Origin of the sequence: Streptomyces sp. NPDC056361, from assembly GCF_042262805.1 — a bacterium.
Lineage (GTDB): Bacteria > Actinomycetota > Actinomycetes > Streptomycetales > Streptomycetaceae > Streptomyces.
This window is the reverse complement of record NZ_JBHJQI010000135.1, coordinates 1-24,726: the sequence shown is the minus strand read 5'-3', so window position 1 is coordinate 24,726 and position 24,726 is coordinate 1. Positions and strand designations below refer to the sequence as shown.

The window sequence follows — 24,726 nt, the reverse complement described above, 5'->3', positions numbered from 1 at the left end:
GAGGCCGGCCCGAGTCGGGGAGGCCTCCACCGGGCCGGGCCCCCGCCGGGCCGGGCCCCCGCAGCCGCGCCTCCGCACTCGAACGCCGTACGACCGGCGCGGCCCGGCCCTCGCCCGACCGGGCGGTACGGTGGGAATGTATGACCGGGCCGTGCCTCCGCGCCGGCCCCGACCCCACCCGTACGCACACTCCGGCGACGAGCGGCGAGGCCCCCATGAGCGACCCGAGGACGGCACGCGAGGCGATCGCCCTCGTGGCGGACGACTTCACCGAACTCCCCTACGGGGAGGAGCCCCTGGCCGGTGACGGGCCGATCGACTGGCCCGGCTACTCCGACGCCCACGCCCGCGCCGCCGAACGCACCGGCGAGACCGAGTCGGTGGTCTGCGGCACCGGCACGGTGTGCGGGGTACGGGTGGTGCTGATCTCCTTCGAGTTCCGGTTCCTCGGCGGCTCCCTCGGCGAGCGGACGGGAGCGCGCGCCGCGGCCGCCCACGCGCTGGCCCGCACGCGCCGGCTGCCCGTGGTCGTCCTGCCGGCGACGGGCGGCAGCCGGATGCACGAGGGCATGCGGGCGCTCCTCCAACTCCAGTACCTGGCACGTGAGTCGGCGCTCACCCGGGCCGCCGGGCTGCCGCAGATCGCGGTCCTGCGGAACCCGACGACGGGCGGCGGCTGGGCGACGCTGGGCGCCGGATCCGATGTCGTGCTCGCCCTGCCCGGGGCCCAGGTCGGCTTCGCCGGCTCGCGGGTGCGCCCGCCGGACGCGGACCCCGCCGCGTACACCGCCGAGGCCCAGCTCGCCCACGGCCACGTCGACGCGATCGTGCCGCCCGACGCGCTGCGCGCCGCCCTCGGGCGCTGGCTCGGTCTGCTCACCCGGCCCGCCGAGGGACCGGTCCCGCCGCCGCGCGCGCTCTCCGCCCCGGGCGCCGAGCCCGCCGCGAGCGGCCGGGAGGCCGTGGCGGACGCCCGGCATCCGGACCGGTCCCGGGCCCCCGCGTACCTCGACGCCCACTTCACGCTGCGCGAGGAGATCTCCGGCGACCGCTGCGGCGGCGTCGACCCGGGGATGCGCTGCGGCTTCGGGCAGCTCCCCGACGGCCGTACCGTCGCGTTCGCCGCGCAGTGCGGCACCGCGACCCGCCCGGCCGGCTTCCGTACCGCCGCGCGGCTCGTCCGACTCGCGGACCGGCTGGGGATCCCGGTCCTCACCCTCGTCGACACCCCGGGCGCCGCCAACGACCCGGCGGCGGAGCACGCCGGAGCCGGCCCCGCCATCGCCGACCTGTTCGCCGCCGTCGCCACCGCCCGCGTCCCCCTCACCTCCCTCCTCATCGGCGAGGGCGGCTCCGGCGGCGCCCTCGCCCTCGCCGCCCCCGACAACCTCTGGGCCACCCCCGACAGCTACTTCTCGGTCATCGCCCCCGAACTGGCGGCGTCGATCCTGAAGCGGGCGCCGGAGGAGACCGACGCGACGGCGGACCAACTCCGGCTGCGGCCGCGGGACCTCCTGGACCTGGGGGTCGTCCGCGGCATCGTGAAGCCCTGACGCCGCCCCGCGGAGCACGGCCGCGCCCGCACCCGCGTCCTGCTCGACTTCACCTCCGGGGTCGCCGCCGACACCACCGCCGTCGCCCTCGACGGGCTGCGCACGGCGGGCGTCGAGCTCACCGGCGAGCCGGTGGTCCACGGCTGGTCCGGCGCGGACGCGGACGGCGGCCCCGTGCGTGGCCGGGGCCCGTCGCCGCACGTCAGCGGCCGGAACGGAGTCGCGTACGACCGGGGGATTCGGCATCCTGTCCGGCATGACCGCAGACCCCGTCGACCAGGCTCGACGTCTCGTACACGCCCGCTTCCCCGACGCCCTCGCCGTGATCCTCGCCGGTTCGACGGCCGCGGGCCGGGCCACCGCGGGCAGCGACCTGGACCTCGCGGTCCTGGTGCCGGACGGAGGCGAGTCGTACCGGGAGACGATCCGGTTCGAGGGGAGGGTCGTGGAGTTCTTCGTCCACACCCGGACCGGTCTCGGGGAGCTGTTCGCCGCGGACGTCGCCGCGCGGCGGGCGGTCCTGCAGAGCATGTACGCCGACGGGCTCGTCCTCGTCGACCGGGACGGCGCCGCCTCCTGGGCCCGCGCGCTGGCGGAGGCCGACCTCCGCGAGGGGCCGCGCCCGCTCGCCCCGGAGACCGTCGAGACGAAGCGGTACGGCCTGACGGACGCACTGGACGACCTCGCCGACACGGGCGACCGGGTCGAGCGGCTCGCGGTGGCCGGGTTCGTCCTCGACGGCGCCGCCGACCTGCTGTGCGACCACCGCCGCGGGTGGCTCGGCAGCGGGAAGTGGCTTCCCCGGCGCCTCCTGGCGGCGGACCCCGACCTGGGCGCCGCGCTCCTCGACGGCCATCTGGCGCTGTGCGCCTCCGGCGATCCCGGGCCCCTCGCCGACGCGGCCTCCGCGGTCCTCGGTCTGGTCGGCGGCCCGCTGCGCGAGGGCTACCGGCGCACCTGGCACGGCGTCATCGACTCGGTCGGCGCCCGCTGACGGGGATCTTTCCCGAGCCTTGTCCGGGCCCTGGCCGTCCGCTGTACGGGGCCTAACCCGGGCGCGGCGAGAGTGGCACCACCCGAACGCGTCCACGTCCGGGGGAAGTCCCCTCACGTCAGGAGCTCCGATGAACCGTAGGCCCCGTATCCGCGCCGCCATAGCCGCCGGTGTGGCCGTGACCGCGCTCGGCGCCCTCGCCGCCGGCGTGGGCGTGGCCCAGGCCGGCGAGAAGGACCGCGGCAGGGACGGCGGCGACCGGCAGGGCAGGGTGACCGAGCGGGAGATCGCCGGGCTGTTCGACCGGTGGAACGCGGCGCTGCTGACCGGCGACCCGGAGAAGGTCGCCGGCCTGTACGCCGACGACGCCGTGCTGCTGCCGACCGCGTCGCCCCGGATCCGCACGAACCACGCGGAGATCGCCGACTACTTCGAGCACTTCCTGCAGAAGAAGCCGCGGGGCGAGAAGGTCCGCTCGGTGATCCACGTCCTCGACCGGAACTCGGCGCTCGACGCCGGCGTCTACCGCTTCCACCTCACCGACCCGAAGACGGGTGTCACCAAGGCCGTCGACGCCCGGTACACCTACGAGTACGAGAAGCGGAACGGCACCTGGCTGATCGTCAACCACCACTCCTCGGTGCTGCCTGCCGAGGGCTGATCCGGCGCGGTGCGTCGGCGTCGGTCCGCAGCCCGATCCGCACGCACAGTCCGCCGCCGGGCGCGTCCCGCAGGGCGACCCGGCCGCCGTCGTCCGTCACCAGCTGCTTGACGATGGCGAGGCCGAGGCCCGAGCCGGTACGGCCGGTCAGCCCCTGACCGCGCCAGAACCGGTCGAAGGCGCGGGCCTGTTCGGCGGCGGACATCCCGGGGCCCTGGTCGAGGATGTCGAGGACCGTCTCCTCGGGGCCGCACTGCTCCACCCGTACGGTGATGGTGCCGCGGTCCGGGGAGACCTCCAGGGCGTTGGAGAGCACGTTGTCGAGGACCTGGTCGAGGTTGCCGGGCCCGGCGAGCACCCGGGGCCGGTCGTCGGGGTCCCCGGTGAGGACGATCGTCACGCCGCGCTCGTCGGCGGCCGGGCGCCACACGTTCAGGCGCTCCTCGACCAGTTCGCGCAGCGCCAGCGGTTCGGGCGCGGACACCTTCGCCTCGGCCCTCGCCAGCACCAGCAGGCCGCTGACCAGGCGGCTCATCCGTACGACCTCGGCGGTCGCCTGGTCGACGTCCTCGCGTACGAACTCGTCCTCCACGCCGTCCGCGATGTTGTCGAGCGAGAGCCGCAGGGCGGTCAGCGGGGTGCGCAGCTGGTGCGAGGCGTCCGCGACGAAGATGCGCTGCGACGCGACGAGGGTGTCGAGGCGTTCGGCCCCCTGGTTCAGGGTGCGGGCGAGCGTCCGGGTCTCCTGCGGGCCCGTGACGGGGGACCGGGCGGTGAGGTCGCCGTCGCCGAACCGGCTCGCCATGTCGTTGAGCTGCCGAAGCGGCTTGGTCAGGAGCCGGGCCACGATCGCGCCGAGCCCGGCCGCCACGGCGAGCACGCCGACCGCGAGGATCGCCCGGAAGCCCCAGATCCGCCACAGCCGGTCGGTCAGGTCCTCCGTCTCGTACCGGACGCGGACGGCGCCGACGATCCGCTCGTGCACGGTCCCGTTCCGCGCGTACACGGGCACGGTGACCACCAGTTCCGGTCCCCAGACGAGCCGCGACCCCCAGTCGACGGTGGTGCGGCCGTGCGCGAGCGCGCCGTCGAAGGCCGGGTCGTCCGGATCGTCGGGCAGCGGCAGCGGCGGCATCGCGCTCCTGCCGTCGGCGGCCACCACCTCCACCGTCCCGGGCGTCTCGTCCGCGTACGCCCCCGCCATCCGGGCCAGCGCCTGCCGTGCGGGGGCGTCGCCGTCCCCGAGCAGCAGCGCCATCGTGGTGGCCTCGCGGCGTACGGACTCCTCGGTGTCGCCGCGGAGTTGGGCGGTGAGCGTGAAGGCGACCGGCACGGTGAAGGCGGCGAGCGCCACCGCGACGAGGGCCACGTAGCTGACGATCAGCCGCTTGATCACGTGCGGTCCGTGCCGGGCGCGCCGGACGGGGACGCGCTCCCGGCTCCGTCCCTGCCGTCGGCCGGTTCGTCCTCCACCACGACCAGCCGGAAGCCGACGCCCCGGACGGCCTCGACGACCACCGCGCCGGCGAGTTTGCGCCGCAGCGCGGCCACGTGCACGTCGAGGGTCTTGGTCGGCCCGAACCAGTTGGCGTCCCAGACGGCCTCCATGATCTGCTCACGGGACATCAGCGCGCCGGGTTCCTCGGTGAGGAAGGCCAGGAGGTCGTACTCCTTGGGCGTGAGCGCGACGTCGGCGCCGTCGAGCCGGACCCGGGCCGCCTTGCGGTCGACGGTCAGCCTGGCCCCGTACCGCTGCGGCCCGGAAGGCTGTTCGGCGGGCCGGACCCTGCGCATCACGGCGCGGATCCGGGCGATGACCTCGCGCACCCCGAAGGGCTTGGAGACGTAGTCGTCGGCGCCGATCTCCAGGCCGACCACCCGGTCGGTCTCGTCGCTGCGCGCGCTGATCACGATGATCGGGACGTCCCCGCGGCGCCGCAGCGCCCGGCAGACGTCGAGCCCGTCGGTGTCGGGCAGCCCGAGATCGAGGAGCACGAGGTCGTACGGGGTGGTGACGGCGAGGCCCGCCGTCCCCGTCGTGACCCACTCCACCTCGAACCCGTAGCGCAGGAGCCCGCGTCGCAGGGACTCCGCGACCGGCTCGTCGTCTTCCACCAGCAGTACACGCACGGGCAAACCCTAGTTCGAGTTCCGTACGCCGGTGCACCCCGCCGTCCGGACCCGGACGGCCGCTCAGTAGTAGCGGCGCATGATCTCGTCGGCCCACGCCGGCTGCTCCGTCGGCCCCTGGGGGCCGAACTCCGCCATGTAGGGCTTGATGTCGAGCACCGGAGTGCCGTCGACCGCGTCGAGGCCCCGCACGTGGAGGTCGAGGCCGTCGGTGCGGATCAGGCGGCAGCGCGAGACGCCGATGCGGTTGGGCCGGTTCTTGCCGCGCTGGGCGAAGATCCCCACGAGCGGCCAGTCCTTGTTGCCGCGCGGGTGGCGGGCGCCGGTCTGGACGGCGTCGGGCCGCACCCGGTCGAAGTGGTAGACGACCTCCAGGTGCGAGAAGGCGTCGAGGCCGGCGAGCGCCTCGGGACCGAAGGCCTCCGCGTCCAGCCGCACGACCGACTCGACGTCGCCCCACTCGTCGTCGCGCACCTCGACGCGCCCGCCGACGACACGGCCCACCGGGTACGAGACGACCGGCTCCGTGGTGCGCTTCTCCCGTGCCGTCATGGGCTTCCTCGCTCTTCTCCCACGGGTCCCGCGGGTTGCTCCGGCTGCGCCGCGGCCAGGGGTGCGGCCGCGCCCCCGCACCGTACCCCTTCCGGTGAACGGCCCTCGAAAGTCCGTCAGATGCCGGGCCCGTAACCGGGATCGGGCCGCTGCGGCGGATTCCATCCGGCCGCCAGCCCCCAGAGGCCGAGGCCGACGACCGCCGCGCAGACGAGCGCCGCCTGCCACGGCCGCAGCCACCGGGTGGCCGCCGTGTAGGTCAGCGGCGGTACGACCAGGCCGGCGCACAGGATCAGCGGCAGTTCGACGAGGATCACTCCCCAGTCCCTGGCGTGCGCCTCGAAGCCGCCGTCGATCGTGTACGCGGCCCGGGTCAGCGCGAACGCCCCCACGACCGCGACGCCGGCGACGGCGAGCAGACAGCCGACGGCGCTCTCGGCGCGGCCGTCTCCGTGCTCCTCGGAGCCGTGCTCCTGGTCTTCGCGCACCTCGGCTCCGTACTCCTCGGACCCGTGCTCCTGGTCTCCGTGCCGCTCGGCCCCGGGTGAAGGGTTCTCGCTCATGCCGGTGACGGACGCCGGAGGGTCCCGCCCGGTTCCGCGCCTCCGGGACCTCCGGGGCACGTGGGCCCCGCCGCGCTCGCCGGGCGGGCGGCACCGGGTGACCATGGACGTACGGAATCCGACCGGAGGCCGGGCAGCACCGGGAGGCAGCGATGGCCCACTCCCCCACGGACACCCGCGGCACCACCACCGACGTACTCGTCGTGGGCGCGGGGCCGGTCGGCCTGAGCGCCGCCGCCGAGCTGCGCCGCCGCGGTGTGCGCTGCCGGCTCGTCGACCGGCTGCCGGAGAGGCTGCCGTACGCGAAGGCCGTCGGGATCCAGCCGCGCACGCTGGAGCTCTGGGACCGGATGGGTCTGGTCAGGGACGTCCTGGAGGCCGCCGTTCCGCTGCGCGGCCAGCTGATCTACGCCGACGGACGGGAGCGGGCGAGGATCGAGCTCTCGCTGCCGCCGGAGGTGCCGTACGGATTCGCCGCGCTGCCCCAGTACGAGACCGAGCGGCTCCTGGAGTCGTACGTCGCGGGTCTGGGCACGGCGATCGAGCGCGGCACCGAACTGCTGTCGTTCGCCCAGGACGCGGACGGGGTCACCGCGCGGCTGCGCACCGCCGCGGGTGCCGAGGAGGAGCTGCGGGTGCGCTATCTGATCGGCTGCGACGGCGCGCACAGCGTGGTCCGCAAGACGCTGGGCCTGACCTACGAGGGGTCGGCGTTCCCGGAGACGTACATGCTCGGTGACGTCGAGGCGGACTGGGACCTGCCCCGGGGGTACGGCGTGCGCTCCAGCGGCCCGTCGCCGGACGGCGGCGGCGAGGACCTCCTGGTGTGCATCCCGCTGCCGGGCGCGGGGCGCTACCGCATGTCGATGAAGGCGCCTCCCGCGTCCGCGCCCCCGGAGGGCGCCGGGGACGGTGTCGCGCACGGTCTGGAAGGCGGCACCGGTCCCTCGCTCGCCGACCTCCAGGCCGTCGTCGACCGCCTGGCGCCCCGGCCCGCACGGCTCTCCGCGCTGCGCTGGTCCTCGGTGTTCCGCATCAGCCACCGCATCGTCGACCGCTACGGGGAGGGGCGGGTGTTCGTCGCGGGCGACGCGGCCCACATCCATCCGCCGGTCGGCGCCCAGGGCATGAACACCGGCGTCCAGGACGCCTGCAACCTGGCCTGGAAGCTGGCCCTGGTCCTCCGCGGCGAGGCCGGACCCGCCCTGCTGGACAGCTACGACGCCGAGCGTCGCCCGGTCGGCGAGGAGGTCGTGGGGCGGACCGTCCGCCATGCCGTCCAGGGCATGGAGACCGGCCCCGACCAGGGACGGACCCGGCTGCTCCGCGAGGCCCAGCTGCTCGTCGGCTACCGCGACGGCCCGCTGTCCGGCGCCCCGTACGGGCCGGACGGGGCACCCCAGCCCGGCGACCGCGCCCCGGACTGCGGGGGCCTGACGACACCCGTCGCCGCGTACCCGCTGCGTCTGCTCGACGTCCTGCGCGGCCGGGTGGGACACGTGGTGCTCCTGTACGGGGACGATGCGACCGCGCTGGCCCGGGCGGCCGAGGCGGCCAGGACCGTGAGCGGCCTGCAGCCGGTCGCGGTCCTGGCCCGGGAGGCCGGGGAGGCCGGGGAGGCCCGGGAGGCCCGGGAGGCCGGGGACGGTGCGCCCGCCGGACCTCCCACGGCTTGCTACCGCGACGCCGCCGGGGAGTTCGCACGGCTCTACCTCCCCGACGGCGCGACCGGTCTCGTGGTCCGTCCGGACGGACAGCTCGGCGCCCGGTTCCCGCTCGCCGGGACCGCGGCCGCGCTGTCCGCCTACCTCAGGGGCCTGTCCGTCCCCCGGGGGCTAGGGGACCCAGTGGTTGCCCGAGACGGTGATCATGACCTGGAGCTGGATGCTCGCTGAGAAGTAGCTGCTCGTGTCGATCGGCGTGGCCACCATCTTGTTCCAGAGGGCGTCCAGCCAGGCCTGGCTGCCGGAGTCGGTCATCGCCGCCACCGCGAACGGGGCGAAGAAGGCGGCCTCGCTGCCCGAGGAGATCTGGGTGCCGTTGAGCTTGTAGCCGATGGCGATCTTGTTGGGGTCGCCGCCGGTCTTCGTCTTGATCCAGCCGTTGAGCTTGCGCGCGGCCGCGAGGGACGTGGCGTCCCCGCTGGTCACCGCGTCGTCGGCGATGCGCCACGGGGTGCGGCAGGCGTTCCACCAGTAGGCGCCGTCATTCGGGTCCTCCAGGACCTGGCCCGGGGCCGGCTTGGGCGTGGTGTTGGTGTCGACGACGAAGTCGGGCAGGAGTCCGGTGCCGGAGGCGTAGGTGGACTGGAGCCGGGAGATCTGGGTCTGGTGCGCGGTGCGCACGGCGTCCCAGGTCGTGTCGCCGGAGGCCGTGCGGAAGGCGCGGAAGTGGTCGACCATCCAGTCGGACGTACGGGTGATCCAGTAGTACTGGTCACCGGAGCTGCTCCAGTCACCGAGCTTCAACAGCTTGGTCGTGGGGTTGAGTTCGTCCTTCTTGATCGCGGCGATGTGCTTGAGCGCGAGGTCCTTGTAGTCGTACGTGCCGGTGCTGCCCCACTGCTTGTCGGCGAGGAGCAGGCCGTAGGCCACGTCCATGTCGCCGTCGGTGGCGCCGTCACCGCCGTTGACGCTCTTGCACGCGGTGTCCTGTTCGGCCGCGAGCAGGTTGGGGTTGACCGACGACGGGTGGTCGATCTTCCACTTCACCAGGCCGTCGAAGATCTTCTTGGCGTCCGGGTCGGCGCCCGCCATCGTCGCGGTCACGACCATGCCGTAGCCCTGGGCCTCGGCGACGTACGGGTGGTCGGCGTCGGGCGAGATGATCTGGTACCAGCCGTTGCCGCAGTTCTGCCGGACGAAGGCGGACTTCCACCGGTTGTAGTAGTCGACCACCTTCTGGTCGGTCGTCGCCTGCGCGCCGGAGGGCTTCAGCATGCCCGCGGCGTACGGCTTGAGGTGGCTGCCGAACGGCACGGCCGTCCCGCCTCCTCCCCCGCCGCCGCCGGCCGGCGCGCCGTACACCTCGAACTCCCAGAGGGAGTAGCCGTACGCCGTCCCCCGACCGGTCCCGTACATCCGGACGTACCGGCCGCTGCCGGAGACGGTCAGGTCGTCGGTGGCCCCGTCGCCCGCGCTCGTCGAGTAGACGTCGGTCCAGGTCGTCCCGTCGGCCGAGGTCTGGATGCGGTACGCCTTGCCGTACGCGGCCTCCCAGTTGAGCTTGACCCGCGAGATCGTGTGGTTCGCCCCGAGGTCCACGCGGATCCACTGGGGGTCGACCCCTTCGAGGCTCGCCCAGCGGGTTCCCGTGTTCCCGTCCACCGCCAGTCCGGCCCCGAAGGCCGAGGTCTCGACGGACGAGGCGGTCACGGCCTTCCCGCCCGACACGAGCCCGTCCGCCGCCTCCGCCTGGGGCATGACCGTCAGGGGCAACGCCAGCAGACCCGCGAGTCCGAGAAGCGAGGCGCTTCGTCTCCGCATGACAACTCCCTTTCTCTCTCTGGACAATAGATAGGAAGTATTCCTAACCATTGGCGGACACTAGAGAGCCCCGCAGCCGGGCGCAAGACCCGCGACACGACACCCGGGTAAGGGTTTGGAGAACTCTCGCACCGTCCGGAAGATCGCACGGTTGACCTCAACGACACTCGAGGTTTTACGGTCGCCCCATGACCCGCGGGGCCCGCGGCCCCGCACCCGAAACACCAGAGGGGGACATCTCGTGACGATCCATCAGCTCTCCGACGCCGATCTCGCCCGGCAGCCCGCCGCCTACTGGACCGGCGTCGCCTACGAGGCGCTCATCGCGTTCACCCGGGCCGCGCAGGCCGAGAAGGGCTACACGCAGCCCCAGTTCTGGCTGCTCCGCAACCTGTCGGAGAACGACCTCTCGCCCGACGGCCGGGGCATGACCGTGCCCGAGCTGCGGCAGGCGATGGCCTCCTACCTCCGGGCCGAGGACGACCTGGCCGCGGAGGGCGACGTGCTCGTGGAGCGCGGCTGGCTGACCCGGGACGCCGAGGACCGGCTGTGGCTGACCGAGGACGGGGAGAAGGCCCGCGCCGAGCTCTCGCGCAACGCCCCCGCGATCCGCGCCGCCCTCCACGAGGGCATCGACGACGCCGACTACGCCACCACCCTGAAGGTGCTCCGGCAGTTGATCCTCAACGCGGGCGGGACGGCCCCCTGACGGACCCGGAGGCCTCGGCGACCCGGGACCAGCCGCCGCCGGGCTCCGGGGAGTAGGCGGTGACCGGGGCGGTGCCGGCGACGGCGACGACGGCCGCGCGGTGGGGGTCGGTCCACTCCAGGAGCCGGAGGGCGGGACCACCGGCCTTGAAGAGGGCTTCGTGGCGCACCCACAGGCGGAGGAGGGCCGCGTCCGGGTCCGGCCGGGCCGCGGCGGCCCGGACGTCGGCCTCGGGGAGGAGCCGGCGCAGGACGGACACGGGGCCGGGCCGCCGCGCCGAGGGTTCCACGTCGACGCCGACGGCGCCGGGGCCGACCGCCGCGGCGACGAGGCCGTCGGCATGGCTCACGCTGAGGCCGACCCCGGGGCGGCCGGGCAGGAAGGGGCGGCCGTGCCCGTCCCGTCCGCACGCGGCGCAGGACTGGGCCGGGGCGGACGCGTGCGGAGGCCGGCCGGTGAACCGGGCCACGCAGAGCCGGAGCAGGAGCCGGGCCGCCAGGACGTCGTCACGGCGGGAGGGCAGCCGGATCGGGTCCAATCGCCGCAGTTCCCACGGCGCGAGCAGCCCCTCGTGCAGCTCGGGGTGGGCCAGCACCTCCGCGGTGGTCGCCAGCGCGGCCGACACGGGCCGCCCCTCCCCCGGCGCGGCGGACCCGCTCGTCACCGGCGGGCGCTCATCCGGCCGCCGCCGGGGCCGCGGCCGGTCCGGTGGCGTCCAGGAAGCGCGCCCGCACCCGGTTGAGGGTGCGGAAGTCGTCGATCGTGACCTCCTGGAGGTCGATGGTGCTGCCGGACATGTCCTCGAGCAGGTCGATGAACTCCAGGAAGTCCATGGAGTCGATGAGCCGGGCCTCGATGAGGTCCTCGTCGGCGTCGATCGGGGCGTCGAGGCCGGGGTTCTTCTCGTGGAGCCAGTCGGAGATGCGTTCCATGGTGCGGGATTGCTCCTGTGTCGTCGTACGGGGCGGTGCGCCGGATCGGGGGCGGGCGGGGTGCGGTGGCCGGGGTCCCCGGTCAGAGCGCGGCGGCGTCGCGGACCCGGTCGAGGGCCCGCTCGGGGGTGCCGTGGGCGAGGACCATGGCATGCACCCAGCGCTCGACGCCGAAGGCGACGCAGGCGCTGTACGCGGGGCCGTGGGAGCCGGCGCGGATGTCGAGGCGCTCGCCGAAGAAGTTGCGGTGGCGGTTGACGGAGGCGATGGCGGTGCCGTCGGGGGCGCTGAACTCGTGCTTGACCGGGTCGAGCGCCATGAGCCGGGCGCGCGAGCCGCCCTTGTCGTAGAAGGGGTCGTCGGCGGTGGCCCGGGTCAGGGAGAGGCCGAGGCGGCCGGCCAGCTCCTGGACGAACTCGGCGCCGCTCTCCAGGTGTGCGACCGCACCCTGCTTGGTGCCGAGGTACAGGACCTCGCGCATGTGGAAGCCCCACAGGCGGCGCAGTCCGTCGTAGTGGGTCTCGTTGCGGAAGCAGCGGCCGGCGGCCGAGAGCCGCAGTCCGGCCTCGCCGACGTCCCGGCCCTCCAGGGAGAGGAGGAGTCCGTAGCAGGTGGCGGACGGCAGGAGGTACCCGGTCGGACGGAGCGGCAGCGCGCCCGGCTCCTCGCCGGCCGCGAGGCCGTCGAGCGCCTCGGGGGTGAACCGTCCCGCGGAGACGCCCAGGTGGGGGAAGTTCCGGAAGAAGTCGAGGCGCGCGAGGCTCTCGACGGAGAGCAGCGGCGGCCCCGTCACCTCGGGGGCGGAGAGGCGCCCGGCCAGTCCGGTCAGCAGGCCGTCGAGGCCGCGCAGCAGGGCCGTGTGGACCGGGTCCAGCGTGATCAGGCCCGCACCGGGGTTCCTCAGGCCGCCGTCGGGCAGGGCCGTGGTGCCGGGTGTGCTCATGGAAACAGCTCCCTCAGGGCGTGGACGAACAGTCGGGGGCTCCGGAAGCCGGAAGGGTGCCGGACGGGCCGGCGTCGGCCGGACCGGCGCACGGACGCGCGCCGCGGCACGGGTGGCTGATGACCCATCAGGTCATGGTCCGCACACAGGACCCTAGGCCAGCCGTCGGCGAGTTGTCTAGACCAAAGTCGGCCCACTCGGAACCGGCCTGACACCCCCTCGCCCCTTACTCACGCCGCACGAAAGCGACACAACTCCGCGTGTCGGCGACCCACTTGACAGAACATATGGTCTACACCAATTCTGCTCAACGACATGGCTTCAGCACCCCGCCGCGGCATGGCCTTCCCCTCTCCGCGGCGCCGGCACCGCGCCCGCGCGACCGCCGAACCACCGCCGGAAGCGACCGTCCTCGGCCCTGAATCCCGCCCCGGAGGGACCCCATGACGACACCCGCCGCCGACCGCCGCCCGCGCCGCCCCCACCTCCACCGCGCGGCGTCCGACCGCCCCTACTTCAGCGCCGACGGCGAGGCCTACCTGGCACAGACGACCCTCCGGGAGCTGAAGAAGTCGAGGCCCCTCCGGGTCCTCTCCGAAGAGGACTTCGCGCACTGGCAGACGTACGGATACGTCGTCGTGCGGGAGGCCGTCCCGGCCGAGGCCGCACGGCGACTGCTCGACTTCACCTGGGACTTCCAGGGGCTCGACCCCGAGCGCCCGGACAGCTGGTACGAGGACCGGCCGTTCCGCTCCGCCCTGGACCGGCAGCTCCACGTGTACGGCTTCGTGGAGGCGTACCACCACCAGCTCCTCTGGGACAACCGCCAGGCGCAGCGCGTCTACGACGCCTTCGTCGACGTGTGGGACTGCGAAGAGCTGTGGGTGACCCTGGACCGGCTCAACCTCAACCCGCCCAACGTCCGCAACCGCGACCGCGCCCTCATCGACGCCCGGGAGCGCGGCTTCGACATCGAACTGCACTGGGACATCGACACCACGCTCGGCGTCCCGCCCCAACGGGTGCAGGGCATCATCGCGCTCAACGACACCCGCCCCGAGACGGGCGGCTTCCAGTGCGACCCGGAGCTCTTCCGCCGGTTCGAGGAGTGGAAGCTCGGCCAGCCCGCCGACCGCGACCCCCTCCGCCCCGCCGTGGACCGCGCCGAGTTCCCCGTCGTCCGGCCCGAGCTGCACCCCGGCGACCTGCTGATCTGGAACGGCCTCCTCGCCCACGGCGTCGCGCGCAACGTCTCCGCGGACGGCGTGCGCGCCGTCCAGTACCTGTCGATGATGCCGGCGCTCGAAGAGCACGAGCGGCTGCGGAAGTCCCGGGTCGACTCCTGGCGCCACCTGCGCACCCCGCGCTGGAACCGCACCCTCGTCGGCGACCCGGTCCTCCACGAGTCCAAGCGCTATCCCACCGCCGAACTGACCGGACTGGGCAGCAGACTGCTCGGACTCACGTCGTGGAAGGACGCGGGTCAGGCCGCCGCGGCACCCGCCCGCACCGCAGCCGTCCCCGCCGGCCCCGCCGACCCCGCCGTGGCCTCCGCCGCCTCCGCGCAGAGCGGAGAACCGGCGTGCGCCGCGTCTGCCTGACCCTCCCGACCGACCGCGCGTGCGCGGACACCATCGCGGCCGTCGCCGAGGAAGCCGCCTACGGCGCCTCGCACTTCGGCGTCGAGGTGCGGCTCGTGATCCTGGACTCCTCCGACGCGGCGGTACGCGCCCGGCACCGCGCGGTGGTGCGCGCGCTGCCACCGGCCCCGGGCGTGGTCGTCCACCACCTCGACGAAGACGAGCAGCGCGCCTTCCTCCGCGCGTCGATCGCCGCCTCCGGCGTCGGCGAACCCGAGCGCGTGCTCGGCCTGCTGCTGCCGGACCGGGTGTCCTACGGCGCCTGCACCGACCGCGCGTTCCTCGTGGCGGAGGCCCTCGGGTGCGCGTCGGTGCACCGCCGGGACTCCGACAGCCGCTACCAGTACCTGGACGGGAAGCCGGTCTTCCCCCTGCACCACGAGCTCGCCTCCCTCGGATGCCGGGCCGCCGACGTGGCCGGCCTGGTGACCCGCGGCCGGCTCGACCCCGCGTGCGCGGACCGGCCGGTGGCCATGGTCGGCGGATCGTTCGTCGGCGAGATGTCCGTGGACGTCGAGGAGATCCACCGGCTCGACCCCGCCGTCTACCGCGACGTCATCGGTCTCTCGATCCCCGACGGCACCCCCGAGATCTGGCGCGCGAACCTGATCCAGGAGTCCTTCCGCGGCGCCGGGACCGCCGCGTTCACCGCCGACCGGACCACGCTCACCAGCGTCAGCCCGATGCGGGTCGACATGTGCAACATCGGCTTCGACCGCGAGGTCTACGGCCGGGTCCCGCTCCCCCCGGCGACCGACACCATCGGCAGCGACTACTTCCTCATCCACCTGGTGTACGACGCCCGGCTGCCCGGCATCCTGCACAACCGCCACATCGTCAACTACCACACCGGCGAACGCCGTTCCGACCGAGGATTCCTCGCCTACCAGCTGCGCCTCGCGAAGTTCCTGCTGTCCACCGCGTACTTCAACGCCGTGTACGCCCGGATGGCGGCGGCCGGCGACACGCTGCTCGACGACGCGGGGCACGTCCGCGCCTCCGCCGTCGCCGCGTTCGTCCGGGACAGCACCCGGCTCGACCCCGCCGAGAACGTCGAACGGCTCGACGTGCTCGACCGCTCCTACCGCAAGCTGGGCGGCCGCTACGCCGAGGCCGCGGACGTCTTCGCCGCGCGCGCCGGGCGGCTCCTCGACGAGGCCCGGCAGGACATGGAGGAGTTCGCCCTCCTGATCGACGCCTGGGAACCCCTCGTCCGGGCCACGCACTCCGTGAAAGGCATCGCATGAGCCGCCGCCCGACGACCGTCACCGTGCCGTACGCGGGCGGCGAGGCGCGCCGGGGCCCCGTCACGAGGGGGCAGGCCAACATGATCCGCTGCATCCTGCGCGACGAGCCCGTGCAGATCAACATCCACGACGTCTGGCCGGTGCCGGCGGGGACCCGTACGGACGCGGCGATCGACGCCCTGCGCGCCCTGGTGATACGCCACGAGGCCCTGCGCACCACGTTTCCCGGGCCTCCCGGCGGAGGCGTACCGCACGAGCAAGTTGTGGCGCCCGAGGGGGAGTTCACGCTCACCCTCCTCGACCACGACGAGCTGCCGCCCGACGCGGCGGGCTACGCGGAGTCGCTGGCCCGCGCGGCCCGCACCGACCGCTTCCACCTCGACCGGGACTTCCCCCTGCGGGTGTCCCTGGTGTCCGCGGCCGGGGCGCCGGCCTACGTCGCCCTCGCGGCGAGCCACGCCGTGACCGACGTCGGCGCCCTCGCCGTGCTCCGCGAGGAATGGCTCGCGCTGCTCGCCGGCGCACACCTGCCGGACGTCACGGCCCTCACCCCGCTCGACCTCGCCGCCGAGGAGGCGACCCCGGCCGGAGTGCGCAAGTCCCGCGCTGCGCTCGCCCATTGGGAGCGGATCATCCGCAGCGGGCCCCAGGCGATGTTCGCGGAGCCGGGCGCCGAGGGCACCGACGTGAAGACGCCGTCGGTCGTCCTGCGGTCACGGCGGGGCGCCCGGGCGCTGGCCCGCGTCGCGGAACGCACCGGCGGCCTGCCCGCCACCGTGCTCCTGACGGCCTGGTGCGCGCTCGTCGCCCACCGCGCCGGCCAGACCGCCTGCGTCACCGCCGTGCCGACCTCCAACCGGTACGAACCCCGGCTGGCCCGCTCCGTGAACACGCTCTCGCAGGACGCGCTGCTCTGCCTCGACCTGCGCGTCCCGTCCTTCGACACGCTCCTCGGCAAGGCGTGGGGCGCGGCACTCAACGCCTACCGGCACAGCCGGTTCGACGCGGTGGCCCTGTGGGAGATCATCGGGCGGACCACCTTCGAGCGCGGGAGCGCGTTCGCGCGCGACGTCGTCTTCAACGACGTCAGCACGCTCCCCGCGAGCCTCGCGGCCGCTTCCGCGCCCCCGGTGGACGAACCCGGGCCCGACCTGGAGCTGAGCCGGGGCCCCGACCAGGTCCTGCCGACCCGGCTCCTCACCTTCGTCCACCAGGCCGACCCCCTGCTCCACCTCTCGCTGTGGGCGGACCCCGCGCTGTTCCCCCGCGCCGAGGCCGATGCCTTCCTCACCGGACTCGTACGGCTCCTGGAGGCGGCGGCCGACGCGGACGTGCCGCTCGCCCGGCTCACCGAGGTCACGGGCGTCCACCCCGTCGAGCGCGGCCCCGACTGGAGCGTCGTCGACGGCTCCTGGGTCTCGCCGCCCGCCGTGGCGGACGCCCTGAGCCGCGCCCTCGGCGGCCTGCCCGTCCACGTCGCCGTCGACGTGCCGTCCGGGAAGGGCGACGGAACGGGCCGCACGGGGTACGGCGCCTCGTCCGAGGAGGGCGACGGGCCGGGCCTCACGGCGTACATCGCCGCCGGCGACTCCCCGCCGACCCCGGAGCACGCCCACGCGGCGCTGATGAAGACCCTGCCCGGCCGTCCCGGAGTGCTGGCCCCGCGCCGGTACGTGATCGTCCAGGACCCGCCGGCCGACACCGAACCGAGCAGCGCGTGGCTGCGGCGGCGGACACTCATGGAAGGGACCGGCCGCGACCGGCAGATGTGACATGACGATGGACGACACGACCGTCCGGCGGAAGCCCGACGCCCTCCCCAGCCCCTGGCGGTCCGGCCTGTTCCGCCGCTTCTTCACCGCCCGCAGCACGTCGCTCCTCGCCGACGGCATGCTGATGGTCTCGATCACGACGACCGTGCTGGCCGCCGGGTACGGCGCAGGCGGCGTCGGATACACGCTGGCCGCGTGGATGGCCCCGATCGTGCTGCTGATCCTGTTCGGCGGAGCGCTGGCCGACAAGTTCACCCCCCAGGTGATGATGGTCGGCGCCGACGCGGTGCGGATGGCGACCATGCTCACCCTCGCCGGTCTGCTGGCGGGCGGCGGGATACGGCTCTGGCACGTCATGGCGCTGATGGCGGTCAGCGGCGCCGCCACCGCCATGTTCCAGCCCGGCCTGGCGGCCCTGGTCCCCCAGGTCGCCGAGGACATCCAGCGGGCCAACGCGCTGCTGCGGATCTCCGAGGCGATCTGCACCCTGCTCGGCCCCGGTCTCGCCGGCCTCCTCGCGGCCTACTGGAACGTGGCCGGCTCCTTCCTGGTCATCGCGGCGGCCTACGCGGTCAGCGCCCTCGGCCTGCTGTCGCTGCGCCACCTGAGCGGCGCCGGGGAGAGCGGCGACGACAGCGACGACCCGCTGCTGCGGCGACTGGCCACGGGGTGGCACGAGTTCCGGTCCCGTTCCTGGCTCTGGGGCGTCATCGTCGTCTGGGCCGTCTACGGCCTGTTCGTCTTCGGCCCGTCGGTGCCGCTCGGCGCCGCGCTGCTCACCGAACAGCACGGGGCCGGCGGCTACGGCTGGATCGCGTCCGCCGACGGCGCCGGCACGATCGTCGGCGGCCTGCTCGGCATGCGCGTCCGGCCCGCCAGGCCGCTGGTCGCGGGGGCCTGCGCGATGTTCTTCTTCACCCTCAACCCCCTGGCCCCCGCGCTCGGCTGGTCGTTCACGGTCACCGCGCTCACCGGCGTCGTGGCCGGCTGCGGCTTCGCCTTCTGGGGCGTGATGTGGGCGACCAGCGTGCAGTCCCACATCCCGCTGGCGGTCCTCAGCCGCGTCTCCGCCTACGACATCGCCGGCTCCATCATCGTCATCCCGCTGGGCCGCGTCCTGGCGGGCCCGGCGGCGGATGCCTTCGGAGCCGACCGCGTACTCCTCTTCTCCTCCGTCATGGGCGTCCTCTGCCTCACCGCCATGCTCGCCCTGCCGGCCATCCGCGGCCTGGGCCGGACCCCGGCGGAGAGCGCCGGGGATCCGGCCGAGAAGGCCGCGGGTCGGGAGGAGAGGGGCGCGGGTCCGGAGGAGAAGGCCGCGGACCCGGCGGAGAGGGGCGCGGATCCCTCCGGACCCTGAGGGTGTCCCGTCAGGCGTCCTGGACGCGCCGGAAGGGGCGGTCGGCCTCCAGGGCGAAGGCCACCTCCAGGAGCGTGCGCTCGCTGCCCGGGCGGCCGGAGAACATGACGCCGACGGGCAGCCCGTCCTCCGTCGCGCCGGGCGTGGGCACCGAGATCGACGGCGTGCCGACGATGTTGTCGACGGGGGTGAAGGCGACGTACCTCAGGATCCGTTCGACGAGCTCCGGGTAGGGGACGGCGGGACTGAGGTGCCCGATCGGCGGTGCCGTGTGGGCGAGGACGGGCGAGAGCAGGAGGTCGAAGCCGCGGAACGCCGCCGCGTACGCCTCCTTCGTCCGCCGCAGCCGGCGCAGCACGCCCGGGGTGCCCCGCCAGTTCTCCGCGTACGTCTCGTGGAGGCCCCGGCTCAGGCCGTCCATCCGGCTCCGGTCGAAGTCCGGGCCGAGGGTGCGGCCGGTGAGCCCGATGAGGAACGAGAGAAGCCCCCAGTAGGTGAGGAAGTCGTCGGTGAAGCGGGGGTCGATGACCGGCGCCACCGGTTCCACGGTGTGGCCGAGCCGTTCGAGCGTCGCCACGGTGCCGGTGACGGCCGCCCGGGTGACGGCGTCGGCCCGGACCCCGTTCGGCGAGTCCAGCATGAATCCGACGCGCAGCCGCCGCCCCGAGGGGCCTTCCACCAGGCCGACGGGCGGCAACTTCGGGTTGCGCCAGTAGGTCTCGGCGGCGGCGAGGAAGGCGGCGGAGTCCCGCACGGAACGGCTCACGACGCCGTCGGAGACGATGTCGAGAGGCAGCCGGCGGCTCTGCGCGTTCGCCACCACCCGGCCCCGGGTCGGCTTGAGTCCGACGAGACCGCAGCAGGCGGCGGGAATCCGGATCGATCCCCCGCCGTCGTTGGCGTGGGCGATCGGCACCGCCCCGGCGGCGACGAGCGCCGCGCTCCCGCCCGACGAACCCCCGGCCGAATGGCCCGTGTTCCACGGATTGCGGACCGGCTCGGCACCCTCGTACTCCGTCGACGGACTGAAACCGAACTCGGGCAGCCGGGTCTTGCCCAGCACGGTGACCCCGCTGCTCAGGAACTGCCGGGCGAACGGCGCGTGCCGCCGCGCGTCCCTCGGGGTGAAGGCCGCGCTGCCGTGGCCGGTCGGCAGGCCCCGGTAGTCGGTGTTGTCCTTGACGAAGGTCGGCACTCCGGCGAACGGACCGCCCGCCCCGGCGGACGGCGTCGGTGCCTCGGCGTACGCCTGGACCGCGTGCAGCCGCTCCTCCACCGCCCGCACCCGCTCGGCCGCGTCCCGCGCGACCTCCGCCGCACCGACCTCACCCCGCCGGATCGCCGCCGCGAGACCCACGGCGTCGTGCTCCCCCAGGGCGTCGTCCCGGAACGCGTGCACCGTGGTCCGTTCCTCGAAAGTCGTCACAGCTACCTCAGCCCCCGGCCGTATGGATGGTTGCCCGCCATCATTACGTACCGGCGAGTAACACGCGAGGGGTCGGCTGCCGCGCCTTGAGAAGGCGCGGGCTGGGACGGGGGGCGGGCGGGGGCTGGAACCGGGGATGAGGGGAGTGGCGGGCTGGACCGGGTGCGGACGACGGTGGGTCAGGGAGCCGTACGCACCGGGAAGCTGAAGGCGTGGCCCTGCTCCTTCAGCCACGGCAGCACCTGCCGCAGCGCCGACACGGTCTGGCTGCGGTCGCCGCCGCCGTCGTGGAAGAGGATCGTCGGCCCGTTGGAGAGCTCGCCCTTGACCGTGTTCACGATCGAGGCCGCGCCCGGCTGCTCGAAGTCCTTCGTGTCGACGTTCCAACCGAGCGGCCGCATCCCCGCCGCGGCGGCGATCCGCCGGCTGTCCGGGGTGAACGCGCCGCCCGGGGCGCGGTAGTACTCGACCTTCGCGCCCCCGGCGGCGTCCTCGATCATCTTCTTCGCGTCCAGGATCTGCTGCTTCTGGTACGCGACGGACTTCTTGTCCATCGACGTGTCGTGGGTCATGGTGTGGTCGCACAGCCGGTGGCCGTCCGCGACGACCTTCTTGACGAGTTCGGGGTGCGCCTTCGCCTGCGGTCCGATCATGCAGAACACCGCCTTGACGCCGTTCTGCCGGAGGATGTCGAGCACCTGGGGCGTCCACCGTGGGTCCGGCCCGTCGTCGATGGTGATGTTCACGGCCGTTCCGCCCGCCTCCGCGGCGTGCGCGATCCCCTCGGGCATCCGCTGCGCCGGAACCCGCGCCGGCTTCTCCGCCTGGCTCGACGGCGTACGCTGCCCCGACCCCGCCCCCACTCCCGCGGCGGCCTCCGTGTCCGTCAGCGCGGCGGCGGCCCACACCGCCAGACTGATCCCCACCGCCGAGGCCACCACGGCTATGTGCGTCCGGTACGTGTTCTGCTGCCCCATGGAATGCCCACTCCCCGTGTGCTCCGACCATCTCCCAGGAGTGAGGACGGTACATGCGCCGAGAAGGTTTCACTCCTCCCCGACCGTTCGGAAGGACCTTCAGTTCGCCCGCCTCCCCCCGGGCCTGACCCGACGAACCACAATGAGCACGCACACGCACCACCCGACCCACCGACCTACGTACCGACCGACCTACCTACCGACCGAAGAGAAGAAGCATCGATGGCACTCCACGACGGCCAGCGCGTGAAGCTGGCGGCAGACGTCCGGCTCGCCGGCTCCCTCACCCTGGCCGGGGACTCTCCGGGCTCGTCCCCCGACTCTCCCGACTCTCCCGACTCCCCGGACTCCTTCGACCCGGCGGACGTCGTCGCCGGGTCCCTCTCCCTGGCCGCCGGCACCGAGGGCACGGTCGAGCGGGTCGACGAACACCCCAAGCGGGAAAGCCACCAGGTCCGCGAGTACCTCAGGCTCAAGTCCCTGCTCGACGACTTCGGCCCCCAGATGCCCCCGGGCAGCCGGAAGCAACTCGAGGACCAGGTCGCCTCCCTGGAAGCCGACTGGCTCGCCCACCAGTCCCAGCGCCTCCGCGTGACGGTCCGCGTCCGCCTCGACAACGGCTTCGTCCTCGACGAGGCGCGCGAGGACCTGTTCACGGACGTCTGATCCCCTCTCCGAGGAGTACGCGCAGCCGGGCAGCCGGGGTCAGCCGAGCCGGACCCGGATCTTCTGGGGGGCGCCGGCGGCACGGGTGAGGTCGCCGAAGGAGAGCCGGAGGGTGGCACCCGTCGTGACGGCGGTGACGGTGGCGGGCCTGGAGAGTACGGCGGAGACGCGCTTGGCCCAGGTGACCGTGAGGGAGGCCGCCTGACGGGCCGGGTCGGAGACGACGACGGTCGCGGTGCCGTCGCGGTGCTCGCGGACGAGGACGGACGCGGGGGCGTCGGCGGTGAGGGGTCCCACGGTGCCGGCGGCCCAGAAGTTGACGGCGGCGAGGCCGAGCCGGGGGACGCGGACGCCCTGCTGGGAGCCGGTGTTGGCGAGGATCCGGAGGGCGCCCTTGTCGGCGGCCCGCCTCGCGGTTGCGGCGGCGCTCGCGCCGGGCATCAGGACGTACGCGTAGCCGGCGTCGGTGGGGTCGGTGCCGTGGTCGGTGAAGAGGGTGAGGTAGCGGCGGGTGAGCGGCGCGGTGGGGCCGCCGGTGTTGACGTCCCGCCAGGAACCGGTGCGTTCCTCGCGCACGGCGCTCAGGGTCAGCCCCTCGGGGAAGACGTAGCCGGCGTGGCCCGCGATGTGCGCCCAGCCGGCGTCCTCGAAGGTCCACTGCCGGCCCTGGGAGTCCGGCTGGACCCGTCCGTCGACGGTGAGCGCCGGTGTGCCCGTCGTGCCGAGGGCGCGGTTGTCGACGGTCGTCTCCACGGTGTGGCCGTCGGCGGAGGTGATGCCGGCGCCGAGGCAGACGACCGAGTCGTCCAGCCAGAACCACGACTTCCTCGCGTTCATCGTGGAGGAGAGCCCCACGAGGTGCTGCCCGGTGGCGCCGAACTCCCCGTCGGTGGTGCCGCCGACCCAGGCGGCGTTCGGCATGGGCTGGCCCCAGTTGCCGCCCTCGCCGTCGGCGAGCGGCTTGCGGGAGGCCGTGATGCCCGGCAGACGGTACGGGTCGACGGTCGGCCAGTACGCGTCCGAGTACTGCTCCAGGCCGAAGTCGTCGCCCCACCAGGAGAGCCAGCCCGCGCCGGTGTGGTAGCCGCGGGCGTGCTCGCCGTTGCCGAACTCGTAGTGCGCGATGCGCTCCGACGCCATGGAGACCGAGGCGCACCAGCCGCGGCGGCGGTGCGTGGCCCGGTCCATGTGGTGGAAGAGCCGGTGCTGGACCGGTTCGGGCGCGGGCCTGACCGAGGTGTCGTCGAGCACCGACTGCAGCAGGGCGGCGCGGACCAGGCTCAGCTTCGGGTTCCCCAGCGGCGGGGCGAAGTAGTCGCGCTGCATCCACCCCTTGACCATCGCGCGCCAGCGGGCGTTCTCCGCCTCGCTCGCGCCCTGTCCGACGAGCACGATGGTCGCGAGCAGCGCGTGCGCCCTGGTGTGTTCGGAGGTCCCGGCCCGGCTGATGCCGCGCGAGGACACGTTGTCCATGATCAGGCCGTTGTGCACGAACGGCGCGATGGCGTTCTCGACGGTGTCGAGGAACAGCTGCGCGTCCGGCGAGTCCACCGGCCACCGCGACGCGCGCAGCAGCGCCATCAGGCGCCCGACGCCGTCGTGCAGGACGGAGCCGTAGCCGCCGATGTACGGGACGTTCCGGTGCTGGATGAAGGACCCGTCGGCGTAGAAGCCGTCGCCGCCCGTCACGTACGGGAAGACGGGGTTGAGCGCGGCGACGGCGCGCGCGAGGCGGTCGACGTCCTCCCCGACGATCGAGCGGAGGATCACGCTCCGGCACAGGTCCACGCGGTTGGCCCCGGTGGAGGTACCGGTGTACGCGTCGAAGACCGAGTCGGGCACGAAGTGGTCGACGGCCCGGCAGTACGCCGCGATCCGCTCCGCCGTCAGGTGCTCGTGGACCAGCACGCACGTGTCCATCAGTGCCTGCGGTCCCCCGATCTGCCAGTTCCACCAGTTCCCGTACCGCGTCGTCGTCTCGTTGTAGACCTGCGCGTGCACGTGCTCCAGCCCCGCCAGCACGGCCTCCAGCGCGGCCGGATCCCCCGTGAGACCGGTACCGGGCTGCGCCCACGCCTGCGCGAGCGTGCTGAGCCGGTTCAGGCTCTCGTTCATCATCGCGGAGAACGCGTACGACTCCGCGTCCGTGTCCGGCTCGGGGTCCCGCCACACGGCGTCCGGCCACAGCGAGCCCTCGGCCGGCGCCATCGCGGCCAGGTGCCCCCGTGCCGTCCTGCCGAGTTCGGCCAGCAGCGCCTTGAACGGCTCGGCCGTGGGACTGAACCCCGTACCGAGGACCAGCCCCCGCCACGTGGCGCGCAACGCGGCGAACTCCTGCGCGTCCGCCTCCCCCGCCACGGCCGGCGCGGCGCCGACCCCGATGAGTCCGAGCGTCAGCGCGGTACCGCCGCTTGCCTGGAGGAACGTGCGGCGGCGCAGGGAAGAGCCCATGGGAGACCAGCCTTTACGGGAGGAAGTCGGGGGACGATTACCTGCCCCGCAGCCTCTGCAAGCGCTTTCTATCCGTCAAGGGACGGCACCGAATCGGGCAGTTTTCGGTCAGCCGGAGGTCGGAGCCGTACGGGCACGGGCCCCGCCCGGGGCGGCCTCGTGTTGATCACCGAGGGGGCGAGGTGTCACAGCGACGAACGAACCGGCCACCGGCAACAGCGCCGGAGCGGGATCGAGCGCGAGGGTGAACTCGGGCGGGGGCGGAGGGGACTGCGCCGAAGTCGCCGGCGGCAAGGCGAAGTTCGAGGCGGTGGGCGAAGAGGTCACGTTCGACCTCACGGCCTTCCCGGACCGGAAGGCCGCCCAGGACGGCTGCCGCAAGGAGAAGCACTGGTCGGCCAAGCGCACCGAGGCGCCGGTGCCGCCGGTGCCCGGCGTCGAGAGCCACGCCTACTACCGCAACGTCGGCGGCATGGACGGCCTGTTCCTCACCATGTGCCTGGGCACGGTCGTCGCCGAAGTGACGCTGGAGGGGGAGGGCAGCTCCCTGGACCCCGCCACCGCCCATTCCCTGGCCCGGGTCTTCGTGCCCCGGATCCAGAAGGCCGCCGCGGCCGCCTGAACCGCCCGGAGGCGCCGGCCCCCGCCCCGTGCCGAGTCGGCAG

General features: G+C 73.9%; 22 protein-coding genes. 11 read left to right on the top strand and 11 right to left on the bottom strand.

Annotation, left to right across the window (positions count from 1 at the left end; all coding sequences use genetic code 11):
• Nucleotides 1-215: 215 nt before the first annotated feature.
• The 3 genes from ACFCY7_RS32035 (at nucleotide 216) to ACFCY7_RS32025 (ending at nucleotide 3,208) form a co-directional block, all read left to right on the top strand.
• A complete protein-coding gene (locus tag ACFCY7_RS32035; RefSeq protein WP_376489566.1) occupies nucleotides 216-1,553 on the top strand; it encodes a carboxyl transferase domain-containing protein in 1,338 nt (445 codons plus the stop codon).
• 256 nt (nucleotides 1,554-1,809) lie between these two features.
• Nucleotides 1,810-2,547 carry a nucleotidyltransferase domain-containing protein gene (locus ACFCY7_RS32030; RefSeq protein ID WP_376489565.1) on the top strand — a complete coding sequence of 246 codons (738 nt, stop codon included), beginning with the start codon at nucleotides 1,810-1,812 and terminating at the stop codon, nucleotides 2,545-2,547.
• 130 nt (nucleotides 2,548-2,677) lie between these two features.
• Entirely contained in the window at nucleotides 2,678-3,208 is a 531-nt protein-coding gene (locus tag ACFCY7_RS32025; RefSeq protein ID WP_376489564.1) for an SgcJ/EcaC family oxidoreductase, read from the top strand.
• Here the strand turns inward: ACFCY7_RS32025 and ACFCY7_RS32020 are convergent.
• From ACFCY7_RS32020 to ACFCY7_RS32005, 4 genes are all read right to left on the bottom strand, one after another.
• Nucleotides 3,171-4,604, bottom strand: coding sequence for an ATP-binding protein (locus tag ACFCY7_RS32020; protein ID WP_376489563.1), 1,434 nt, complete (start codon nucleotides 4,602-4,604; stop codon nucleotides 3,171-3,173). The two genes, ACFCY7_RS32025 and ACFCY7_RS32020, sit on opposite strands and share 38 nt — an antisense overlap.
• Nucleotides 4,601-5,338, bottom strand: a complete 738-nt coding sequence (locus tag ACFCY7_RS32015) for a response regulator transcription factor (RefSeq protein WP_376489562.1) — start codon at nucleotides 5,336-5,338, stop codon at nucleotides 4,601-4,603. Before ACFCY7_RS32015 ends, ACFCY7_RS32020 begins: the two co-directional genes overlap by 4 nt.
• Nucleotides 5,339-5,401: 63 nt before the next feature.
• On the bottom strand, nucleotides 5,402-5,890 hold the full coding sequence (locus ACFCY7_RS32010; protein ID WP_376489561.1) for an SAM-dependent methyltransferase: 489 nt from the start codon (nucleotides 5,888-5,890) through the stop codon (nucleotides 5,402-5,404).
• A 116-nt stretch (nucleotides 5,891-6,006) separates the two neighbouring features.
• Complete coding sequence (locus tag ACFCY7_RS32005; RefSeq protein WP_376489560.1) at nucleotides 6,007-6,453, bottom strand: hypothetical protein; 447 nt, start codon at nucleotides 6,451-6,453, stop codon at nucleotides 6,007-6,009.
• A gap of 152 nt (nucleotides 6,454-6,605) precedes the next feature.
• Between ACFCY7_RS32005 and ACFCY7_RS32000 the strand changes: the two genes are divergently transcribed.
• Nucleotides 6,606-8,348: an FAD-dependent monooxygenase gene (locus tag ACFCY7_RS32000; protein ID WP_376489559.1), complete on the top strand. Its 1,743-nt coding sequence runs from the start codon at nucleotides 6,606-6,608 to the stop codon at nucleotides 8,346-8,348.
• Here ACFCY7_RS32000 and ACFCY7_RS31995 read toward each other — a convergent pair.
• Nucleotides 8,289-9,938 (bottom strand): glycosyl hydrolase family 8, encoded by a 1,650-nt coding sequence (locus ACFCY7_RS31995; RefSeq protein ID WP_376489558.1) that lies wholly within the window; start codon nucleotides 9,936-9,938, stop codon nucleotides 8,289-8,291. The genes ACFCY7_RS32000 and ACFCY7_RS31995 overlap by 60 nt on opposite strands.
• Before the next feature lie 241 nt (nucleotides 9,939-10,179).
• On the opposite strand from ACFCY7_RS31995, the gene ACFCY7_RS31990 reads away from it, so the two are divergent.
• Complete coding sequence (locus tag ACFCY7_RS31990; protein ID WP_376489557.1) at nucleotides 10,180-10,647, top strand: MarR family winged helix-turn-helix transcriptional regulator; 468 nt, start codon at nucleotides 10,180-10,182, stop codon at nucleotides 10,645-10,647.
• Here ACFCY7_RS31990 and ACFCY7_RS31985 read toward each other — a convergent pair.
• The 3 genes from ACFCY7_RS31985 to ACFCY7_RS31975 all read right to left on the bottom strand — a co-directional run bounded on the left by ACFCY7_RS31985 (nucleotide 10,622) and on the right by ACFCY7_RS31975 (nucleotide 12,522).
• On the bottom strand, nucleotides 10,622-11,311 hold the full coding sequence (locus ACFCY7_RS31985; RefSeq protein ID WP_376489556.1) for a 4'-phosphopantetheinyl transferase family protein: 690 nt from the start codon (nucleotides 11,309-11,311) through the stop codon (nucleotides 10,622-10,624). The genes ACFCY7_RS31990 and ACFCY7_RS31985 overlap by 26 nt on opposite strands.
• Before the next feature lie 10 nt (nucleotides 11,312-11,321).
• Entirely contained in the window at nucleotides 11,322-11,579 is a 258-nt protein-coding gene (locus tag ACFCY7_RS31980) for an acyl carrier protein (protein ID WP_376489555.1), read from the bottom strand.
• Nucleotides 11,580-11,661: 82 nt separating this feature from the next.
• A complete protein-coding gene (locus ACFCY7_RS31975) occupies nucleotides 11,662-12,522 on the bottom strand; it encodes a hypothetical protein (protein WP_376489554.1) in 861 nt (286 codons plus the stop codon).
• A 443-nt stretch (nucleotides 12,523-12,965) separates the two neighbouring features.
• On the opposite strand from ACFCY7_RS31975, the gene ACFCY7_RS31970 reads away from it, so the two are divergent.
• The 4 genes from ACFCY7_RS31970 to ACFCY7_RS31955 are packed head-to-tail and all read left to right on the top strand — an operon-like array spanning nucleotide 12,966 to nucleotide 18,541.
• A complete protein-coding gene (locus ACFCY7_RS31970; protein WP_376489553.1) occupies nucleotides 12,966-14,123 on the top strand; it encodes a phytanoyl-CoA dioxygenase family protein in 1,158 nt (385 codons plus the stop codon).
• On the top strand, nucleotides 14,105-15,409 hold the full coding sequence (locus ACFCY7_RS31965) for a DUF6271 family protein (protein ID WP_376489552.1): 1,305 nt from the start codon (nucleotides 14,105-14,107) through the stop codon (nucleotides 15,407-15,409). Before ACFCY7_RS31970 ends, ACFCY7_RS31965 begins: the two co-directional genes overlap by 19 nt.
• Nucleotides 15,406-17,181, top strand: a complete 1,776-nt coding sequence (locus ACFCY7_RS31960; protein ID WP_376489551.1) for a condensation domain-containing protein — start codon at nucleotides 15,406-15,408, stop codon at nucleotides 17,179-17,181. The genes ACFCY7_RS31965 and ACFCY7_RS31960 overlap by 4 nt, the downstream gene beginning before the upstream one ends.
• 1 nt (nucleotide 17,182) lies before the next feature.
• Nucleotides 17,183-18,541 (top strand): MFS transporter, encoded by a 1,359-nt coding sequence (locus tag ACFCY7_RS31955; protein ID WP_376489550.1) that lies wholly within the window; start codon nucleotides 17,183-17,185, stop codon nucleotides 18,539-18,541.
• A 10-nt stretch (nucleotides 18,542-18,551) separates the two neighbouring features.
• Here ACFCY7_RS31955 and ACFCY7_RS31950 read toward each other — a convergent pair whose 3' ends face one another.
• Nucleotides 18,552-19,967 (bottom strand): amidase, encoded by a 1,416-nt coding sequence (locus ACFCY7_RS31950; RefSeq protein ID WP_376489549.1) that lies wholly within the window; start codon nucleotides 19,965-19,967, stop codon nucleotides 18,552-18,554.
• A gap of 179 nt (nucleotides 19,968-20,146) precedes the next feature.
• Nucleotides 20,147-20,944: a polysaccharide deacetylase family protein gene (locus ACFCY7_RS31945; protein ID WP_376489548.1), complete on the bottom strand. Its 798-nt coding sequence runs from the start codon at nucleotides 20,942-20,944 to the stop codon at nucleotides 20,147-20,149.
• 222 nt (nucleotides 20,945-21,166) lie between these two features.
• Between ACFCY7_RS31945 and ACFCY7_RS31940 the strand changes: the two genes are divergently transcribed.
• A complete protein-coding gene (locus ACFCY7_RS31940) occupies nucleotides 21,167-21,610 on the top strand; it encodes a hypothetical protein (RefSeq protein WP_376489547.1) in 444 nt (147 codons plus the stop codon).
• 39 nt (nucleotides 21,611-21,649) lie between these two features.
• Here ACFCY7_RS31940 and ACFCY7_RS31935 read toward each other — a convergent pair whose 3' ends face one another.
• A complete protein-coding gene (locus ACFCY7_RS31935; protein ID WP_376489546.1) occupies nucleotides 21,650-24,061 on the bottom strand; it encodes a polysaccharide lyase 8 family protein in 2,412 nt (803 codons plus the stop codon).
• A 244-nt stretch (nucleotides 24,062-24,305) separates the two neighbouring features.
• Between ACFCY7_RS31935 and ACFCY7_RS31930 the strand changes: the two genes are divergently transcribed.
• A complete protein-coding gene (locus tag ACFCY7_RS31930) occupies nucleotides 24,306-24,683 on the top strand; it encodes a hypothetical protein (protein WP_376489545.1) in 378 nt (125 codons plus the stop codon).
• Nucleotides 24,684-24,726 lie beyond the last annotated feature (43 nt).

What these genes read in the sequence shown, in the direction of transcription:
- ACFCY7_RS31945 (WP_376489548.1), bottom strand. Translation starts at nt 20,944, where the DNA reads ATGGGGCAGCAGAACACGTACCGGACGCACATAGCCGTGGTGGCCTCG.
- ACFCY7_RS32035 (WP_376489566.1), top strand. Translation starts at nt 216, where the DNA reads ATGAGCGACCCGAGGACGGCACGCGAGGCGATCGCCCTCGTGGCGGAC.
- ACFCY7_RS31960 (WP_376489551.1), top strand. Translation starts at nt 15,406, where the DNA reads ATGAGCCGCCGCCCGACGACCGTCACCGTGCCGTACGCGGGCGGCGAG.
- ACFCY7_RS31980 (WP_376489555.1), bottom strand. Translation starts at nt 11,579, where the DNA reads ATGGAACGCATCTCCGACTGGCTCCACGAGAAGAACCCCGGCCTCGAC.
- ACFCY7_RS32000 (WP_376489559.1), top strand. Translation starts at nt 6,606, where the DNA reads ATGGCCCACTCCCCCACGGACACCCGCGGCACCACCACCGACGTACTC.
- ACFCY7_RS32010 (WP_376489561.1), bottom strand. Translation starts at nt 5,890, where the DNA reads ATGACGGCACGGGAGAAGCGCACCACGGAGCCGGTCGTCTCGTACCCG.
- ACFCY7_RS32025 (WP_376489564.1), top strand. Translation starts at nt 2,678, where the DNA reads ATGAACCGTAGGCCCCGTATCCGCGCCGCCATAGCCGCCGGTGTGGCC.
- ACFCY7_RS31940 (WP_376489547.1), top strand. Translation starts at nt 21,167, where the DNA reads ATGGCACTCCACGACGGCCAGCGCGTGAAGCTGGCGGCAGACGTCCGG.
- ACFCY7_RS31935 (WP_376489546.1), bottom strand. Translation starts at nt 24,061, where the DNA reads ATGGGCTCTTCCCTGCGCCGCCGCACGTTCCTCCAGGCAAGCGGCGGT.
- ACFCY7_RS32030 (WP_376489565.1), top strand. Translation starts at nt 1,810, where the DNA reads ATGACCGCAGACCCCGTCGACCAGGCTCGACGTCTCGTACACGCCCGC.
- ACFCY7_RS31975 (WP_376489554.1), bottom strand. Translation starts at nt 12,522, where the DNA reads ATGAGCACACCCGGCACCACGGCCCTGCCCGACGGCGGCCTGAGGAAC.
- ACFCY7_RS31970 (WP_376489553.1), top strand. Translation starts at nt 12,966, where the DNA reads ATGACGACACCCGCCGCCGACCGCCGCCCGCGCCGCCCCCACCTCCAC.
- ACFCY7_RS31955 (WP_376489550.1), top strand. Translation starts at nt 17,183, where the DNA reads ATGACGATGGACGACACGACCGTCCGGCGGAAGCCCGACGCCCTCCCC.
- ACFCY7_RS32005 (WP_376489560.1), bottom strand. Translation starts at nt 6,453, where the DNA reads ATGAGCGAGAACCCTTCACCCGGGGCCGAGCGGCACGGAGACCAGGAG.
- ACFCY7_RS31995 (WP_376489558.1), bottom strand. Translation starts at nt 9,938, where the DNA reads ATGCGGAGACGAAGCGCCTCGCTTCTCGGACTCGCGGGTCTGCTGGCG.